Raw genomic sequence first — 17,512 nt, forward strand, 5'->3', positions numbered from 1 at the left:
TGTGCTTGTTACTGTTTAACCGGCATATCGATTAGCAACAGGTTTTCTGACACGTACTGCTCCACGGTAAAATTCTGAAGCTCCAGCCCATTGTCTTTTGCTGTAGCTTTAATATTTCCTTCAATTGTAGAGGGGCTGGGCATAACCACATTATGGGCACTAATGGAAGCCCGCACCGCATTTGTGGCAGGGATGGTCATTCGCTGATAGTGCTCCGGAATGTCTGAGGCCCCTTCGTTTAGCTTCACCCCAATAAACATTTTCAACTCGCCTTCGGCAAGGGTAGTATCCTGATAGTGTACTATGGTGAGTATTCCGGATATGCTGCCCGACTCCACATAACCTCTTGCTTCAACAAAAGCAGCCTCTATCTCCGGGCTGTCGCCCTCGCCCTTAAAGGGGGTTCCTACCAGATGGTAATCGGCTACAGACTCTACGCTATATTCTACTGAATTGAGCCCTCCAAGGTATAGATAGAGTGAAACAACCGCTACAAAAGCAACTAATCCAATTACAATCTTTGTTTTTCTATTCATGGCGTAACTACCTCTTTGTATTGCATATTATACAGGCGGGCATAGAACCCACCTTTATCTAATAGTTCCTGATGTTTACCAATTTCTTTAATCTCACCTTTATCGAGTACAATAATTTTATCGGCACCCTGAATGGTCGATAATCGGTGAGCAATAACTATGGCTGTGCGACCTTTCATTAGCACCTCTATGGCCCGTTGAATCATCTCTTCCGTCTCAGTATCTACAGAAGATGTGGCTTCGTCTAGCACAATTATTTTGGGGTCATAAACCATTGCCCTAACAAAGGAAATAAGCTGTCTTTGCCCTACAGAGAGGGTAGAACCTCTTTCCATCACATTGTAATCGTAGCCTCCGGGTAGCCTTTCAATTATTTTCTTAACCCCAACCAAATCAGCCGCTTCGGCAATCTTGGCATCGCTTATATCGGGGTTACCGAGCGTAATGTTCTGTCTTATGGTGTCTGAAAAGAGAAAAACGTCTTGTTGAACAACCCCAATATGACTCCTCAGCGCACTCAGGTCATATTCTTCCAGGTTGACGCCATCAATGGCGATTTCTCCTTTGTTTATTTCATAGAAGCGCGAAAGCAGGTTAATCACAGAAGACTTTCCGGCTCCGGTGGCACCAACCAGGGCCACGGTTTCGCCCTCTTTCACCTCAAAAGAGATGTCTTTCAATACATAATCTTCGTCATTGTATGCAAACCATACATTCCTAAAGCTTACCTCTCCCCGAATCTCTCTGGGAGCATGTGCCCCTTCATTGGTCATGTGCTCATTATTATCGAGCAAATCGAAAATTCGGTTGGAGCTAACAATACCCATTTGCAGCGTATTGAAGCGGTCGGCAATCATACGTATGGGTCTAAAAAACATCTGAATGTACATAATGAAAGCAATGATAACCCCAGGTCCGGCACTGGTGTTGACCAATATACCTCTGGCTCCGTACCAAACGGCCATTCCTATGGCAATAGCCTGAATAATTTCGGCCACCGGAAAGTAAATAGAATAGTATAGTACAGAACGAATATGGGCCTTTCGATGCTCGGCATTAATGGTTTTGAACTTATCCATTTCGCGCTTTTCGGCATTAAATATCTGCACTATATTCATTCCTGTTACATGCTCTTGCACAAAGGAGTTGAGATTGGACACGGCATTGCGCACCTCATTGAAAGTAACTTTGATCTTCTCTTTGAAAACATAGGTGCTAAAAATCAGTAAGGGCAATGTGGAAAGGCTAACCAGGGTTAGGCGCCAATCGAGATAAAACATAAACCCTATAAGGAATACCAATTGCAACAGGTCTCCGATAAGTGCGGCCAGACCCTCACTAAATACATTGGAAAGTGTTTCTATATCTGACACATTTCGCGTAACCAGCCGGCCAATAGGTGTTTTATCGAAAAACTTTAGTTTTAGCCTGATGAGGTGATTGTATAGCTTTACGCGGATATCTTTAATGATTACCTGCCCTACCCAGCCAGATAAGTAGGTATGTGAATACTGCACAATGGCCAACACAATAAGGTGACCAATAAGAATGGTGATCATAAACACCAAACCATCGTAGTCGCCATTGGGTACATAATTATCAATAGCCCTTTGCACAATCATGGGCCTGATGGGCGTGAGAATGGCCAGAAATACGGTTAGAAAAACCAGTAAATAGAACTGCTTAATGTAGGGCTGTGCATACTGAAACAGGCGCTTAAGCACCTTAAAGTCTACAACATTTCCACTTTTTACCTTGGCCTGATCTTTTTCCAATGCTACAAATAGATATGGTTTGGATAGTTTACCTCCGAAAGGTATAGTCCATGCGGAGGAGCTGCTTTACCAGCCTTTGTGCGGTTTTTCGCTGCAATGATACTAACAAAATCTTCTATGGTAAGTTTCTTTCTACCTACTTCGAGCAAGGTACCCACCAGTGCCCTTACCATTCCGCGCAAAAACCTGTTTGCCCTAACGTTAAAAACCAATTGATCGTTCTGAAAATACCACAAGGCTTTAAATACCTCGCATTCAAAATGATTCACTTCTGTTTTTACACGGCTAAAACTTTCAAAATCCTGCCGACCCAACAGCTTATGAGCCGCCTCGTTCATTAAGTCTACATCGAGCGGACGAGAATAAAAATAGCTTTGTCCTCGTAGAAAAGGATTCTTTTTCTGATGAATAAAATAGTGGTACCCCCTTACCTCGGCATCGAATCGTGCATGGGCATCTTCTCTAACCGGCCGACAAGCGGCAATGGCTATGTCATCCGGCAAAACAGCATTTAGTTTATAGGCCAGCTGATCGGGCGGTAGCTGAGAAGACGTATCGAAATGCGCTACCTGAAAATGGGCATGAACACCTGCATCGGTTCGGCCACTGCCTGTAATGACTGTTTCCTGACCCAGTATTCTGGTTAGCCCTTCTTCTATTTCCTGCTGAACAGAATGGGCGTTTTGCTGGCGTTGCCAGCCATGGTAGTTTGCACCATGGTAAGAAAGTTCAAGAAAGTATCTCAATGCTCTTCTATCGGCAGCCTAACAGCGCCTCTTACTCTTTGTGGTTAACACTTTTCGTAAATAATAGCGGCTCCCTGCCCTACACCAATACACATGGTGGCCAGTCCGTACTTTACATTATTTCTCTTCTGCATTTCATGCAGTAGGGTAGCTGAAATTCTTGTTCCACTGGCTCCCAGAGGGTGTCCAATAGCAATTGACCCTCCATTTACATTGACCTTTTCAGGATCTAAGCCCAGCTCTTGCATGCAGGGAATAGATTGCGCTGCAAAAGCCTCATTCAACTCAATTAAATCCAGATCGTTTACGGTTAACCCAGCTCGTTTCAGTGCTTTTTGTGTAGCCGGAATGGGCCCGACACCCATTATATGTGGCGAAACACCGGCAATAGCCACCGCGGCTACTCTGGCCATTGGCTTAAGGTTAAACTGCTTTAGTGTGGCTTCGTTGACCATCAATGCTGCGGCCGCACCATCGTTAATTCCCGATGCATTTCCGGCTGTCACCGTACCGCCTTCTTTGAACGCTGGTCGCAAACCGGCCAATTTTTCTAACGAAGAAAGCCTGGGCTGTTCATCTTTGACAAACACAATCGGGTCGGACTTTCGTTGTGGCACTTCTACCGGCACAATTTCCTGAGCAAACTTTCCGGCTTCGTATGCCGCCTGGTATTTTAATTGAGAGCCGTGCGAGAACTCATCTTGTGCTTCGCGGCTAATCCCCCATTGCTCAGCCACATTTTCGGCTGTTTCTCCCATGGCAAAAGGGTAATGCAACTTGGCCAATTTGGGGTTTATAAACCTCCAGCCAATAGAGGTATCGTATATTTCGGCATTTCTGCCGTAGGCTGTTTCCGACTTGCCCATGACAAAGGGGGCACGTGTCATGCTTTCTACACCTCCGGCAATATAGGCCTGTCCTTCACCCAAAAGCAGGCCTCTGCTAGCATCCATAATAGACTGAAGACCCGAGGCACACAGGCGGTTAACTGTTACTCCACCCACCTCAAGGGGTAGACCAGCCAGCAATGCAGCCATACGGGCTACGTTCCGATTATCTTCTCCGGCCTGATTGGCGGCTCCAAAAATCACATCTTCTATGAGAGATATGTCGAACGATGGGTTTCGGTCTACCAGCGCCTTAATGACATGCGCTGCCAGGTCATCGGGCCGAACACTGGCCAATGAGCCTCCGAATTTTCCAATGGGTGTTCTTACTATATCGACTATATATGCTGATTCCATGGTGAGCTATATGAATTAGGGTGTTTGAATTTCGAATTGATATGCGAATTAACCGAATTTAGACCAAGCTGAAAAAGGCACGACCTTAAATCGTACATCTAACACTCACAATCGTAAATCGGTTTACTATATTTGCACCCAAATCAAGAAATCATGATTCAGCGTATACAAACACTCTTTTTGCTAGGTGTAGCCATCTTAATGGGAATAACCAATATCTACTATTTGTGGGGAGAAAAAACTGCCGATAACCAAACTGTGGCTATACTTACCACATTGAAAATGAAAGTAGTAGACACCGCAGGCACGCTGAACGATTTTTCTGACGACACCATTGTGAGAGAAGACTCTACCTGGTATTTGATGGCGCTAACCATTGCCGCCTCGCTGGTAGCCATATTTTCAATTTTGCAGTTTAAAAATAGACTGAACCAAATGAAACTGGGGGCTTTAAATGCCCTGATAATGGCCGCTACTCTTGGACTTAGCTACTATAAAATTTATCAGTATGAGGGTCTAATTGAAGGGCAGGGAGCCATTTCACTGGGATTTTACCTGCCGGCTGGAGCCATGTTCATGAATATTATTGCCAATCGCTTTATCCGCAAAGATGAAAAACTGGTAAAGAGTGTGGATAGAATAAGGTAGCTAACCTTTCTTTTCCTATTACTTTCTTAACCTCTCTCAATTTCCTAAGAATTGCTTCGCTTGCATTCACACCGGAGTTGACAAAGCTTTTCAGCACAAAGAGAATCGCTAGAATAAAAAACCACAATGGCTACGAGTGTTAAGAGCTCATTCATGGTTTATTGGTTATAAATTCATTTAAAATTGGCTCACAACAGAGGGCTTTAAAAACCAAAAAGGAGCCTCTGATATTCAAAAGCTCCTTTTTAGATGATAAGTTTTTTGCCTATTAATTAATCTCTATCAATTCAATCTTAAAGTTCAGGTTCTCGTTAGGGTAGATTTTACCTGCCCCAGCATTTCTATAGGCCAATACAGATGGAATGTAAAAGTCTCCCTCACCACCTTCTTTTAACAAATAGGTAGAAAGCTGAAAGCCCGGAATAATATCGGCATAGCCCAACTGAAACTCCAACGGTTTGTAGTCTCTTTGCGGGTTATAGATGTTTTTGTCTTTGGCTAATGACTCAATATTGGTATCGAGCAGCTCTCCACTAAAACGGTATAGTTTATAGTTCACCTTCACCCTTTCTCCCTGTTTGGGCAATTCGCCTGTTCCTTCGGTGGTTATGATGTACCGGATGCCGCTCTGCGATTTCTGAGCCTGTAGTCCTTTAGTACTGAGGTGGTGATCTATTTTTGCCCCGTCTATTTGTAGCTGCGCCTCGGCATCATAGGGCTCTACATCTTCATTGCATGCCATGGTACCCGTCAACACCAGGGTAACCATTATTCCTTTTATCCATTTCATAGGCTCTATTTTATTCTGTTACTATTCAACCCTAGCAATGACACGGCCTACAAGCGTTGAGTTGGAATAGACTTGCCACAAAACACCCGACAAGCCCAGAAACCTTATGGCTACTTTAAAACTGTCAGCCTGTCACCCTTTTTTGCTTGGTACGGCATTTGATTTTGCGGGGACTGAAACAAAAACTGACAAAACGTTATGCAAGAGAAAGGTACAATCTCGATACATACCGAGAACATATTTCCCATCATTAAGAAGTTCTTATACTCCGATCATGAAATATTTCTGAGAGAGCTGGTATCGAACGCAGTAGATGCTACACAAAAAATCAGGCGTTTGGCTTCGCTGGGAGAGTTCAAGGGAGAGCTGGGACAAACCCGGGTGGAAGTAGCTGTGAACAAAAAGAAAAAGACCATTACCATTAGCGATAGTGGTATTGGTATGACAGCCGAAGAAATCAAGAAATACATTAACCAAATCGCATTTTCAGGAGCCACCGAGTTTGTTGAAAAATTTAAAGATGCCGGGGATGCCAAAGAGATCATTGGTAAGTTTGGTTTGGGTTTTTACTCGGCCTTTATGGTTGCCGATAAGGTGGAGATTGATACCTTGAGTTATCAGGATGGAGCCGCTCCTGCTAAGTGGATTTGCGATGGTAGCACTGAGTTTGAAATTAAAGAAGGAAAGCGAAAAGAAAGAGGAACCACCGTTACACTGCACGTGAACAAGGACTCCGAAGAGTTTTTAGAAGACCACAGAATTCAGCAAATACTCGACAAGTATGCCAAGTTCTTACCGGTTGAGGTGAAGTTCGGTGAAAAAGAAGACTCGATTGAGGACGGTGAAGACAAAGACGGTAAGAAAAAGTGGAAGACCGTTAAAAAAGACAACATCATTAACAACACCGAGCCCATTTGGACCAAGTCTCCCTCAGACCTCACCGATGATGACTACCTGAAGTTCTACAAAGAGCTCTATCCATTCTCGGAAGATCCGTTGTTCTGGATTCACCTCAATGTAGACTACCCCTTTGAGCTCACCGGAATACTTTATTTCCCAAAAATCAAAAACGATTTCGAGCTACAGAAAAACAAAATACAGCTCTACTCTCGTCAGGTCTTCATTACCGATGAGGTGAAAGATGTGGTTCCTGAGTTTCTTATGCTCTTGCACGGAATCATAGATTCTCCTGACATTCCGCTCAACGTTTCAAGAAGCTACCTGCAATCTGACGGCAACGTGAAGAAAATCAACACCTACATTACCAAAAAGGTGGCCGACAAACTGGGTGAACTCTTTAAGAAAGAAAGAGAATCGTATGAGAAAAAGTGGGACGACATTGGCCTGTTTGTTAAGTATGGAATGATCTCGGAAGAAAAATTCTATGACAAGGCCAACGACTTTGCTCTTGTGAAAAACACGGAAGGCAAGTATTTCACCCTAAAGGAGTATGAAAAACACATAGAGGCCAACCAAACCGACAAAGACAAGAATAAGGTGTGGCTTTACTCCAACAATCCGGCTAAGCAAGATGCATTTATAGCGGCCGCACGAGACAAAGGCTATGATGTTTTGGTATTCGACACGCCAATTGACAGCCACTTCATTAACCATATGGAAATGAAGCTGGACAAGACACAGATTAAACGGGTAGATGCAGACAACCTGAACAAGCTCATCGACAAAGACGAAAAGCGGGAACTGGTGCTTACCGATGAGCAAAAGGAAAGTCTAAAAGGAGTCTTTACCAAAGCCATTGGCAAAGACAACTTTAAGGTAGAAGTAGAAGCACTTTCGCCAGACGATGCTCCGGTAACCATTACCATGTCTGAGTTTATGCGCAGAATGAAGGAAATGCAAGCCACCGGAGGCGGAGGGTTCAATATGTTTGGCAGCATGCCCGACACCTACGATGTCACAGTGAACGGCAACCATAAACTGGCCGATAAAATTTTAAAATCGGTAGCCGATGAAACTAAGGAAGGTCTTGCCAAGCAAGCGGTTGACTTAGCCATGTTGTCTCAAGGTCTACTAGAAGGCAAAGCCTTAACCGATTTTATTAAAAGAAGCACAGAGTTACTGGGTAAGTAACAGAGCCATATAATTCAACTCAATGCCACACCTTGTCAGGTGTGGCATTTTTGTTTTCTACAATTAGAACTAAATTCAAGAAGCGTTCATCATAATCTTAAACACGTGGTCATGAAAAGGTCAATTTCAATTCTACTCTTCTTTATCTCCTGCGTAGCCTTTTCCCAAAGTGCTAAAATCACTGTAAAGCAGGAAGGGTTTGGAGAGAATCACCAACTCCGACTCATCATCAACGGAAAAATGCTTGAAGTAAATCCTAATGGTGAGCTCATCTATTCAGGTGAAATAGACCTATCTAAGCCGGTTTATGGTATGGTTATTAACCCTGAAAGTAAATATTCAGGGTTTTATGTAGAGCATGGAGCTACTGAAGTTATTGTAAAGAAAAAGGGATTTCCATCGTCATTGGAGGTACCTGGTTCCAATTCACATGCCATCTACTCTTCTATTGCCCATGCTAAAAATGAAAAAGACTTTCTCACCAATACTTTGGCCAATATTGAAAACCCGGTAGCCTTAGACATATTCAACCAAAGGTTCAGATTTGAAAAACTCAGCCTGGAAGAATTGAAACAGGTTTATAATTCAGCTCCTGAAAAGCACAAAGATCTGTTGGCCGACTTGAGCGCATTTATAAACACTGCCGGGTTGAAAAAAGCAGAAGTTGGCGGCCAAATCATAGACTTTGAAGGACAAGATCAGCACGGAAAAACCTACTCTACCAAGCAATACAGAGGTAAATACTTACTTCTCGACTTCGCTTCCACCGGCTGCGGTCCCTGCTGGGCAGGCTATCCCGATATGCAAGTGCAAACCTCCGAGTATGATAATTTGCAAGTGATCACCTACAATCAGGACAATGCCATTGAAGGCTGGAACAAGCTGGCAGAACAAAGAGGCATTAAGCTACCTTGGCCTGTTTTATGGAAGGCAGAGAACAAGTTGGAAATCTTTGAACTCTATAATGTAGAAGGATGGCCTTTGCACTATTTAATTTCTCCGGATGGCGAAATTCTGGAGTCGTGGTATGGGTCTGGGGGTGATAGACTGGAGAAGATGCTTGCTAAGTATATTAAGGATTAACAACCGACCGCCAGCGAACACCAACGTCCCTGAAAGAACAATACACGGGTTCAATAGATGTAATATCTCTTGAATTAAAACGTCATTCAGAACTTACCTAAAAAGCATAACCTATTGACTAACAGTCAATTAAAATCTTAAAATAAATTCAGGGTGACGAAACAGGTTAAATGGCATACTCCTTGGCTAATGGTCGGTGAACTTTTAACTTGATTCCATGCTTCGCAACATGTTCATGCTAGCCTGGCGCAATGCAATTCGCCACAAGCAATTCGCTATTCTCAATATACTTGGCCTAACCATAGGCATTACCGGCACAGTAATTATTGCGCTATATGTCATGAACCAGTATAGCTATGACAATTTCCATAGCAAAGGAGACAGAATTTATAGGGTTAACCAGCCCATGATCTGGGGCGATTGGAATGAACCATTTGCTTCTACAGGTCCTAACTTAGCCATAGCCCTAAGGGCTGATGTTCCCGAATTTAAAGAGGTAACCCGGGTGCATACCCCGGGCGAAATGGCTGTTAGCTATCTGCCCGAAGGTGGCAATCCCATCTCATTCACAGAAAGCAGAGCTTTTGTGGCCGAACAGAATTTCTTTGAAATATTCGACTTTAAAGCCAAGACGGGAAGTTTAGAAACAGCTTTGGAGGTTCCCGGCAACGTGGTGATCACTCAAGAAACAGCCACTAAATATTTCGGCACAGAGGAAGCCATTGGCAAAACGCTTTTGATAAATCAGGGCACAGACAGCTTTGCTTTCAGGGTAGCTGCTGTATTAGAAGACATTCCTACCAACTCGCATATTCAGTTCAACATGCTACTTTCCATGGCCTCTTTCGATGATATAGAGCAAAGACAGCACCAATGGATTTGGACCACCTTTGTCACTTACGGACTAGTGGCAGAGGGGGTAGATATCGATAAACTGGAAGCCAAGATTCAATCTATTCCTCCAAAATGGGCAGAACAAGAGATACAGAATATCTTTGGGCAGAGCTACGTAGAATACATCAAAGACAGAACCTGGACACTCGAGCTTCAGCCATTAAGTGAGGTTTATTTGTACTCCCCGCCATCTGGCAACCGTATTGGCCCCAGTGGAAACATACTTTACATCCAGATTTTTTCTGCGGTAGGCGGCCTTATCTTACTCCTTTGCAGTATTAATTTTATGAACCTCTCCACTGCCAAATCGGCAAACCGAGCTAAGGAAGTGGGCATTAGAAAGGTATTGGGATCGGAAAAAAGGGCCCTCGTTCAGCAGTTCATCTTCGAATCAATTCTCTATGTTACGGTTAGTACCGTAATAGCCCTGGTTGTTACCGAAATATCTCTGGATGCTTTCAACCTGATAGCCAACACAGAATTGAGCCTTTATCGATACGCCACCAACCCTGCGGCCATCGGGTTAATTGCTGCTTTTGTGGTACTACTGGGCATAGCTGCCGGAAGTTATCCGGCCTTTTATCTTTCTTCCTTCAGCCCCATTAAAGTACTCAAAGGAAAATTAAGCTCCGGCTTTAAAGGAAGCATGCTGAGAAACACTCTAGTAGTGGTTCAGTTCACTATTTCCGTAGCGCTAATTATAGCCACCTTCTTTGTTCAGAAACAGCTCAACTTTGTTTTGAATATGAACTTGGGGTTCAATACCGAAAACATATTGCAAGTCCATAATATGGAAATGCTAACCAACGAGCAGCAGCAAACGCTGCAAGCCATGCTTGCTACCAATCCTGCTTTTGAACAGGTGGGAATTTCTGACCTTATTCCGCCTAATGTTTGGAACGAAGACAAGTACAAAGCATATGGCCCGGATACCGAGTCGGTAACACTCAACAGAATAAGATGTAATGAAGAGTATATCGATCTACTGGGCTTAAATTTTCTGGAAGGCAGAAATTTCGATAAGACCAGAGGCACAGACCAATACAAAGTAATATTGAATGAAGAGGCCGTTAAAGTTCTGGGGTGGGAATATCCCGTCAATCCTGAAAACTCTCCGGTAGGCCAATACATTACTTTTCCCAACAGCAATGAGGCGCTCTTTGAGGTAATTGGTATAGTCGAAAACTTTAACCACAACAGTGTACGCTATGAAATAGGCCCATTGCTACTCATTCATCAGGAAAATGATATCATGTGGAAACACAGCAATAACTACCTTTCCATTAGGTTGAACGGTGGGGCGATAGCCAGTAAAGCATCACTGGAAAGTAGCCTTAAGAACATTGAAGCAAGTGTGAAGGAAGTAGACGCTGCCATTCCGTTCGAATACTCATTTATGGATCAGATGTTTGAGGCAAACTTTAGAACAGAGCAGAGAATGGGGCAGGTTTTGAACATCTTTACCGCAATGGCCTTAACCATTGCTTGTCTGGGTCTATTTGGGCTCTCGGCTTTTGCTGCTGAACAAAGAAAAAAGGAACTAGGCATTAGAAAAGTACTGGGAGCCACTGCCAGACAAATCATAGCCTCTTTTACCAAAGAGTTCTCCATCCTGATCGTTCTTTCTATTGTTATAGCCAGCCCATTGGCCTATTTTTTCACAAAGAACTGGCTGTCTAACTTTGCCTACCAAACATCAATTGAAGTATGGGTGTTTATTCTGGTGGGGGGCGTATCCATAGTCATCGCATGGTTGACCATTGGCGTACACTCACTTAATGCGGCCAGGCAGAACCCTTCTGAAGTACTGCGCGATGAATAAATAGCTACGGCTGAGACTACGATGCCTTAGCTTGTTCTCTACTATACTTCCAACGTCTATGAGACCACAGATAATCGGCCGGATGGCGTCTTATGCTTGCTTCCAACATCCGGGTATACGTTTCGATAATTTTAGGATCATCACCATAGGGAGGTTTGGCTATCATTCGGAAGGTAAGAGAATAGTACCCTCGCTTCACCCTGTGTGTCTCCGCAAAAAATACCGGATACCCAACGGCTCTGGCAATTTTTTCGGCCCCAACATAAAAGGCCGATTCCTGGTTGAGGAAATTGACCCATTTTTTTTCAGTGCTTTTACTGGGTATCTGATCACCAATGATACCAATGACACGGGCTTCATTTTTTCGTTTCAGAATCTCTCTGATAGCTGAGTCTTTAGGAATGGGTTGGCCTCCGTGGCGTGTTCGCAACTGAAACATAATACGCTCATAGCGCTCGTTCTGAATGGGTTTGTAGAGAAACTCCATGGGTACGTTCAGCTGACTGACAATGGCATGTGCAGGCCACTCCCAGTTGCAGGTATGGCCGGAAAGAAGAATAATTGGCTGGCCGGCATCGAGCAAACTTTTTAACTCATGAGGGTTTGTAATGTGAAAGTGCTTTTCCCAGTCGGCCTTTGAAAAGCGGTAGGCAATGATTGATTCTGCAAACACCTCCATAAACTGATAGTAAAAGGCTTTGGCCGTAGCTTCTACCTGCTCTCTGCTGTATTCCGGAAAAGAGTTGCTGATGTTGGTGCGGATAACCTCGCCTCGGTACCTGGAAATATAATAGGCAAAATGAGCGGCTAGTCTAAACCAAAAGTAAATCCAACGGGCGGGAAACAGAGATACTATCCGTATGAGTGTCATTGATGATTAAAAATTGAAATAAGTGAACGGCTTTGCCGGGCATTTAGTTCGTAATGCTTTTATAGCCTAAGTGGCCGCAAAGATAGGCCAATAGCCTTTACAAAGGGCCACCAAAAAGCCAAAGAACAACCTCTTTGAACTCCCTTCTCCAGAACTGCTCGTTGTGCTCCCCTTCAGGCACCAGTTTACTCTTAAGCTGGCGCGAATAGCCTTTTTCATCAAGAAGCCTCAGCATTCGCTGAAAGCTATCGACCATTTGAGGCCCTTCTTTACCTCCCATGAGCAAATACAGTCTGGCTCCGCCCTGCAGTTCACCGGAATCCACCTGAATAAAGGGGCCTTCGCCCCACCAATAACTTGGCGACAAGATACCGGCTTTACCAAACACCTGAGGGTACTCAAAAATGGCATAGTGAGAAATGAGCCCTCCAAGCGAACTGCCAATAATGGCCGTGTTTTGCGGATTGTTTATGGTTCGATAGGTCTGGTCTATGTAGGGCTTCACTGTATGCACTATAAAATCCATGTAAGGTTTCCCTTCGGCCTTGCCATATTTGGGGTGATCCCAGGCGGTTAATTCATGAATTCTGTTGGCCTGACCATTGTCTATACCCACCACAATAAAGCTCATCCTTTTTTCGGCATAGAGCTCATTTAAAATTTCGTCTACTCCCCACTCTCCTACAAATGAGGTGGTGTCATCGAAAAGATTCTGACCATCGTGCATGTAAAGCACTGGATAGCGGTCGTTGGTAGTTTCATAATCGGGTGGAAGGTAAATGCGCACCTGCCGTTCTCTCTCAAGACCTTCTATAGTAAATACCGAATCGACTACATGTACATTGGCGGCTGCCGTAGAGGTGCTCTGCTGAGCATTGACCGAGATGGCCAGTGTTGTCATTAGTAGTGCTGTAAGTATTTTCATGATCTGAGTTTAACCTAAAAATTGATCACGAAAGTAAGGATAATCTAAAGAATGCACTCAAAAATCGTTATGGCTCTTACTTGTATATTCTACCCTTCTTCTGGTCTGAGAAAGTGAGGCTTTATATTCATCAGGCAGAGTTGCGCTCTGCCTGATGCTAAACTAGTAGTTGATCTTTATGCCGGCTCCAAACTTCATGTCGCTATCATAGTGGGTTGAAAGAGACAAGTATTTTGACAGTATGTAAGAGGCTCCAACAGCATACTCCAAATCGGTATTCCACATACCCCACAACCTTACTCTGGGGGTTAGGGGCAAATCATCTCTTAAAAACTGTACTCTTAACTTCCCTGTATGGTCTATCCTTACGTCTGACTCTATGAACCAGGGAAGGGTATATAGAACTCCTACACAAAGCACATTTCTCTCATTCTTTGTATTCTCCTGACCAAATAAGTTTTGGTCAGTTTCATGAGCATCTCTACTCCTTCCGTCCCACCCTATGTATGGCATTACAAACTGAGCACTGCCTACATATCGGCCAAAGTGCACTTCTGACTCGTAGCCTTTTTCATTGTTGATCCCAAGCCTCCACTCGCCAGAGAAACTCCAGCGTGTATTTGAAAAGGACACTTCACCATCGCTACCGTTGGTTTCCAAGCCAACTTCTCCACCCATATAAAACCTGCGATCGTCTTTATACACTTTCCTTAAGGCTTTACGTGGGTTGGTAAATTGAGGGTTGGGATTTGGAGTATCATAGGTAAAGATTCTGCCCATACCGGACATCATATGATAGAGGATATGACAATGAAAATACCAGTCACCATATTCTTCTGAGGCATGAAACTCAATGGTATCGGTTTCCATTGGCATCACGTCTAAAACCGTTTTGAGAGGAGCGTATTCACCCTGGCCGTTCAGTAGCCTGAAAAAGTGTCCGTGAAGGTGCATGGGATGTCTCATCATGGAGTTATTGTAAATCACAATTCTTAGGTTCTCCCCCTTTCGAATCAAGATTTTATCAGCTTCCGAAACTGTCTTATTATCGATGGTCCATACATACCTGTTCATATTGCCCGTAAGCTCAAACCTTAGCTCTCTGGTGGTTCCTTTTGGAAGCGTTGTTTCCACTGGCGACTTTAACATGGCGTAATTCAGGGTTACCAATGGCTCGGTGGCATCCATTACCTCCGGATACATGACACTATTCATGTCCATTTGCTGAAGGCTCATGTCCATTCCCATATCGTTCATTTTACCCCCCATAGTCATCATGGAATTCATCATAGACATCCCCTCAAAGTAGCGAAGCCTTGGTAACTCGTCTCCTTTTATTCTTTCGCCCTTGCCCAGCCAAAGTGAAGTGCTATTTGTTCGATCTTCAGAAGTGGCTTTTACTTCAAACTTCCCCTCGGCAGGAACAACTACTTTCACATCATAGGTTTCTGAAACCGCCACTATCAGCCTATCGACCAGAACCGGTTCAACATCTGCTCCATCGCTGGCAACCACTATCAATTGGCCTCCCGAATAGTCTATCCAAAAATATGTCGATGAACTGCCATTGATTATCCTAAGCCTGACGGTATCTCCCGGGTTAAACTCCGCTTCGTCCCATGGTCTTCCGTTTACCAAAAGCTTGTCGTAGTAGACATCGCTCACATCCATTGCCAGCATTCTCTTGGTTTCATTCATCAGCTTAGTGCCCGCTTTGCCAGCTACAATGGCCTCTGAATAGCTTTGAACTGCCCCTTTTTTTATTCCATACCAATCAGTCGCCTGATGCAATGATCGCTCTACCTGAATGGGATTTTCATCCGTCCAGTCAGATAGCAACATGGTGTATTCCGAGGCTACAGCTTCACCTCTTTTATGAATGATAAATGCCCCGTACATTCCTACCTGCTCCTGGAGCATAGTATGGGAATGATACCAATAGGTACCTGATTGTACGATTGGAAAACGGAAGACGTGCTTACCCATTGGTTTGATGGGCGTGGTGGTAAGATAAGGCACTCCATCTTGTTCGTTGGGAAGAATAAGCCCATGCCAATGAATTGATGTTTCGTGGTGCATTTTGTTGTAAACATGGATTTCAGCCGTATCTCCTTCCGTAAAATACAGTGTTGGTGCCGGCAGCTGACCGTTTATTGCAATGGCCTTGCGCGCCTTGCCTGTATAATTAACCAGTGTATCGCTTACCACAAGGTCATACTTTACCACTCTTTGGGCCAGCGCACAATAGGCCGTTATAGTGCCTAGAATAATGAGAAAGAATCGTTTCATCTTCTTTTCAATTATTTCCGGTTAATTCCACTTTTCCGCAAGACAGCATTTGTTTGCCGTAAAATGGATTTCTTATCGTGTTAGACTCACTGACCCAGTACCACTTCTTCATAGGACAATAGATGTAGTAATGAGCTTCCTTAAAGGACTGGTCTCCCTGCAGATACTGCCAAAAGCTTTCAGAGAGCTTTGCAAACTCTGCTCTTTGTGCTTCCAGTTTTTTTTCTTCCTTAATCTTACCCAACGACACCATGATGGTGGAAACCCTGCTTTTTTGGTCGTCCACTACGGTCATTGTCTCAAAAGACTTCAAAAGCGCGGAAGCTGAAACAGACGACTTTTTTGCATCACCATCTACCAAAGAGTTCTTTAAGCCCACATACTGCCCAAAGACCTCACTTGTGGTTTGTGCTAAAAGGCTGCCCCAACTCAGGGCAGCCAATAGCATTATTGCCAAGGTTTTCATGCATTAGTTTTTAATTGCTCTGCGGCATAACCAGCATCTTTAACAGCCTTGGTAATTTGATCTGCAGTTAAACCATTGGCCTTAACTGTTAGTACTTTATTGGGGTTTTTTAGATCAACCTCCCAATTGTCTGCTCCGGCTACCTCATCTAAAAATGGGGTTACTTTGGCCAAGCATCCTGTACATTTGATTGTTGAATTGAATTTTAGAGTTTCCATTATTTGAGTTTTTAACTTTTGTGTAAAATTATTTTAAAGTGAGCGCCAGCAGCTTACATGATTGCCGACTAGTATTTCAGAATTAGAGATAGGAAATGGTGAGTTCGTCTGTCACGGCAAGACCTGAGCATGGAAGCACAAATCCACTGTTTAACATTTCATCGGTTAAGGCATAGTTCTCGTTCATCACTAGCTTGCCAGAAACCAATTTGACCCTGCAGGTTCCGCACATGGCCTCCTTGCATGAGTATGGAAGCTCAATTCCTGCATTGAGTATCGCATTGAGCACCAATTGATTTTTGGGTATGGTGATTTGCTCACTGCCGTTTTCTTTGATTATGGTAACCCTGGCGACTCCCTCATTGATAGGTGCCGTGGTGGTGTTAAAAGCACTGAAAGACTCTTGATAAATCTGGGACGGATCAACTCCCAAGTCGTTCAGGCTTAAACAAGCACTCTCCATCATTCCCTGCGGACCGCATAGGTATACTGCCGAAAAAGATGGGACATCACCTAGCGCCTCTACTAAAACCTCTGCATTAACTCGCCCTTTCTTTGCTCCCAAAAGGTTTTCTGAAGCAAGTGTTTCGAGTAAATGAATAACCTCAAACTGACCGGATGACTCTTTGGCCAGCCGTTGAAGCTGATCCAGAAATATGATTGACTGCTCGTTCTTATTGGCATAAATCAGCTTGATTGACTTCTCTGGTTTAGTTTTCAAGACCGACTTAATCATGGAGAAAAGAGGGGTAATACCGCTTCCCCCGGCAATAAAAAGCAAGCCACCAGAGTGCTCCGCATCTTCTTTTAAAGCAAAGCGCCCCATAGGTTGACTCGTCTCCAGAAGCATTTCAGGCTTGAGGTTTTCTACCAATTGGGTAGAAAGGCGACCATTAGCCACTCTCTTTATGGTAATGGCCGGAAAGTCATCGACTCCCGGAGTTGAGGAGAAGGAATAAGACCTGCTTATTACTTCGCCAAGTACCTGAGCAGACACATTAATGAACTGCCCGGGTTTATAGTGGTCTATCCAGGGGTCTGGCTCAAGCACCACAGTTATGGCATCGGGTGTCTCTCTGATCACCCTCCGCACTTTAATTTGCTTGTTCATGAA

At 44.0% G+C, this 17,512-nt stretch carries 15 protein-coding genes; 4 read left to right on the forward strand and 11 right to left on the reverse strand.

All coding sequences use genetic code 11. From position 1 onward, the window contains the following. Nucleotides 1-8: 8 nt before the first annotated feature. Genes IE164_RS00205 through IE164_RS00220 form a run of 4 tightly spaced genes read right to left on the reverse strand, consistent with a single transcriptional unit; the run spans nucleotide 9 to nucleotide 4,301 of the window. Complete coding sequence (locus tag IE164_RS00205) at nucleotides 9-536, reverse strand: hypothetical protein (RefSeq protein ID WP_189628170.1); 528 nt, start codon at nucleotides 534-536, stop codon at nucleotides 9-11. Next, nucleotides 533-2,311, reverse strand: a complete 1,779-nt coding sequence (locus tag IE164_RS00210; RefSeq protein WP_189628171.1) for an ABC transporter ATP-binding protein — start codon at nucleotides 2,309-2,311, stop codon at nucleotides 533-535. Before IE164_RS00210 ends, IE164_RS00205 begins: the two co-directional genes overlap by 4 nt. Nucleotides 2,312-2,313: 2 nt before the next feature. After that, nucleotides 2,314-3,057, reverse strand: a complete 744-nt coding sequence (gene truA / locus IE164_RS00215) for a tRNA pseudouridine(38-40) synthase TruA (protein ID WP_189628172.1) — start codon at nucleotides 3,055-3,057, stop codon at nucleotides 2,314-2,316. Between the two features lie 44 nt (nucleotides 3,058-3,101). Next, nucleotides 3,102-4,301, reverse strand: a complete 1,200-nt coding sequence (locus IE164_RS00220; RefSeq protein WP_189628173.1) for an acetyl-CoA C-acyltransferase — start codon at nucleotides 4,299-4,301, stop codon at nucleotides 3,102-3,104. Nucleotides 4,302-4,454: 153 nt separating this feature from the next. On the opposite strand from IE164_RS00220, the gene IE164_RS00225 reads away from it, so the two are divergent. Then, a complete protein-coding gene (locus tag IE164_RS00225; protein ID WP_189628174.1) occupies nucleotides 4,455-4,949 on the forward strand; it encodes a DUF4293 domain-containing protein in 495 nt (164 codons plus the stop codon). Nucleotides 4,950-5,217: 268 nt separating this feature from the next. Here the strand turns inward: IE164_RS00225 and IE164_RS00230 are convergent, their stop codons facing one another. Then, entirely contained in the window at nucleotides 5,218-5,739 is a 522-nt protein-coding gene (locus IE164_RS00230) for an FKBP-type peptidyl-prolyl cis-trans isomerase (protein WP_189628175.1), read from the reverse strand. A gap of 198 nt (nucleotides 5,740-5,937) precedes the next feature. Between IE164_RS00230 and htpG the strand changes: the two genes are divergently transcribed. From htpG to IE164_RS00245, 3 genes are all read left to right on the forward strand, one after another. Then, a complete protein-coding gene (htpG, locus tag IE164_RS00235) occupies nucleotides 5,938-7,830 on the forward strand; it encodes a molecular chaperone HtpG (RefSeq protein WP_189628176.1) in 1,893 nt (630 codons plus the stop codon). A 111-nt stretch (nucleotides 7,831-7,941) separates the two neighbouring features. After that, nucleotides 7,942-8,913 carry a TlpA family protein disulfide reductase gene (locus tag IE164_RS00240; protein ID WP_189628177.1) on the forward strand — a complete coding sequence of 324 codons (972 nt, stop codon included), beginning with the start codon at nucleotides 7,942-7,944 and terminating at the stop codon, nucleotides 8,911-8,913. Between the two features lie 217 nt (nucleotides 8,914-9,130). Then, entirely contained in the window at nucleotides 9,131-11,629 is a 2,499-nt protein-coding gene (locus IE164_RS00245; protein ID WP_189628178.1) for an ABC transporter permease, read from the forward strand. A gap of 16 nt (nucleotides 11,630-11,645) precedes the next feature. Here IE164_RS00245 and IE164_RS00250 read toward each other — a convergent pair whose 3' ends face one another. The 6 genes from IE164_RS00250 to IE164_RS00275 all read right to left on the reverse strand — a co-directional run bounded on the left by IE164_RS00250 (nucleotide 11,646) and on the right by IE164_RS00275 (nucleotide 17,509). Next, nucleotides 11,646-12,500: a lysophospholipid acyltransferase family protein gene (locus tag IE164_RS00250; RefSeq protein ID WP_189628179.1), complete on the reverse strand. Its 855-nt coding sequence runs from the start codon at nucleotides 12,498-12,500 to the stop codon at nucleotides 11,646-11,648. Between the two features lie 97 nt (nucleotides 12,501-12,597). Then, complete coding sequence (locus IE164_RS00255) at nucleotides 12,598-13,425, reverse strand: alpha/beta hydrolase (protein ID WP_189628180.1); 828 nt, start codon at nucleotides 13,423-13,425, stop codon at nucleotides 12,598-12,600. Nucleotides 13,426-13,587: 162 nt separating this feature from the next. Further along, complete coding sequence (locus IE164_RS00260; protein WP_189628181.1) at nucleotides 13,588-15,714, reverse strand: multicopper oxidase domain-containing protein; 2,127 nt, start codon at nucleotides 15,712-15,714, stop codon at nucleotides 13,588-13,590. A 7-nt stretch (nucleotides 15,715-15,721) separates the two neighbouring features. Next, nucleotides 15,722-16,180, reverse strand: coding sequence for a DUF3347 domain-containing protein (locus IE164_RS00265; protein ID WP_189628182.1), 459 nt, complete (start codon nucleotides 16,178-16,180; stop codon nucleotides 15,722-15,724). Continuing rightward, complete coding sequence (locus IE164_RS00270) at nucleotides 16,177-16,398, reverse strand: heavy-metal-associated domain-containing protein (RefSeq protein WP_189628183.1); 222 nt, start codon at nucleotides 16,396-16,398, stop codon at nucleotides 16,177-16,179. Before IE164_RS00270 ends, IE164_RS00265 begins: the two co-directional genes overlap by 4 nt. Before the next feature lie 82 nt (nucleotides 16,399-16,480). Next, on the reverse strand, nucleotides 16,481-17,509 hold the full coding sequence (locus IE164_RS00275; protein ID WP_189628184.1) for a ferredoxin--NADP reductase: 1,029 nt from the start codon (nucleotides 17,507-17,509) through the stop codon (nucleotides 16,481-16,483). Between the last annotated feature and the right edge of the window lie 3 nt (nucleotides 17,510-17,512).

The organism is Roseivirga thermotolerans (assembly GCF_014653175.1).
GTDB lineage: Bacteria > Bacteroidota > Bacteroidia > Cytophagales > Cyclobacteriaceae > Roseivirga > Roseivirga thermotolerans.

Excerpts from the sequence above, each read along its gene's own strand:
- IE164_RS00220 (WP_189628173.1), bottom strand. The coding sequence starts at position 4,301 with ATGGAATCAGCATATATAGTCGATATAGTAAGAACACCCATTGGAAAA.
- IE164_RS00275 (WP_189628184.1), bottom strand. The coding sequence starts at position 17,509 with ATGAACAAGCAAATTAAAGTGCGGAGGGTGATCAGAGAGACACCCGAT.
- IE164_RS00205 (WP_189628170.1), bottom strand. The coding sequence starts at position 536 with ATGAATAGAAAAACAAAGATTGTAATTGGATTAGTTGCTTTTGTAGCG.
- IE164_RS00250 (WP_189628179.1), bottom strand. The coding sequence starts at position 12,500 with ATGACACTCATACGGATAGTATCTCTGTTTCCCGCCCGTTGGATTTAC.
- IE164_RS00270 (WP_189628183.1), bottom strand. The coding sequence starts at position 16,398 with ATGGAAACTCTAAAATTCAATTCAACAATCAAATGTACAGGATGCTTG.
- IE164_RS00260 (WP_189628181.1), bottom strand. The coding sequence starts at position 15,714 with ATGAAACGATTCTTTCTCATTATTCTAGGCACTATAACGGCCTATTGT.
- IE164_RS00230 (WP_189628175.1), bottom strand. The coding sequence starts at position 5,739 with ATGAAATGGATAAAAGGAATAATGGTTACCCTGGTGTTGACGGGTACC.
- IE164_RS00255 (WP_189628180.1), bottom strand. The coding sequence starts at position 13,425 with ATGAAAATACTTACAGCACTACTAATGACAACACTGGCCATCTCGGTC.
- IE164_RS00225 (WP_189628174.1), top strand. The coding sequence starts at position 4,455 with ATGATTCAGCGTATACAAACACTCTTTTTGCTAGGTGTAGCCATCTTA.
- htpG (WP_189628176.1), top strand. The coding sequence starts at position 5,938 with ATGCAAGAGAAAGGTACAATCTCGATACATACCGAGAACATATTTCCC.
- IE164_RS00245 (WP_189628178.1), top strand. The coding sequence starts at position 9,131 with ATGCTTCGCAACATGTTCATGCTAGCCTGGCGCAATGCAATTCGCCAC.
- IE164_RS00265 (WP_189628182.1), bottom strand. The coding sequence starts at position 16,180 with ATGAAAACCTTGGCAATAATGCTATTGGCTGCCCTGAGTTGGGGCAGC.
- IE164_RS00240 (WP_189628177.1), top strand. The coding sequence starts at position 7,942 with ATGAAAAGGTCAATTTCAATTCTACTCTTCTTTATCTCCTGCGTAGCC.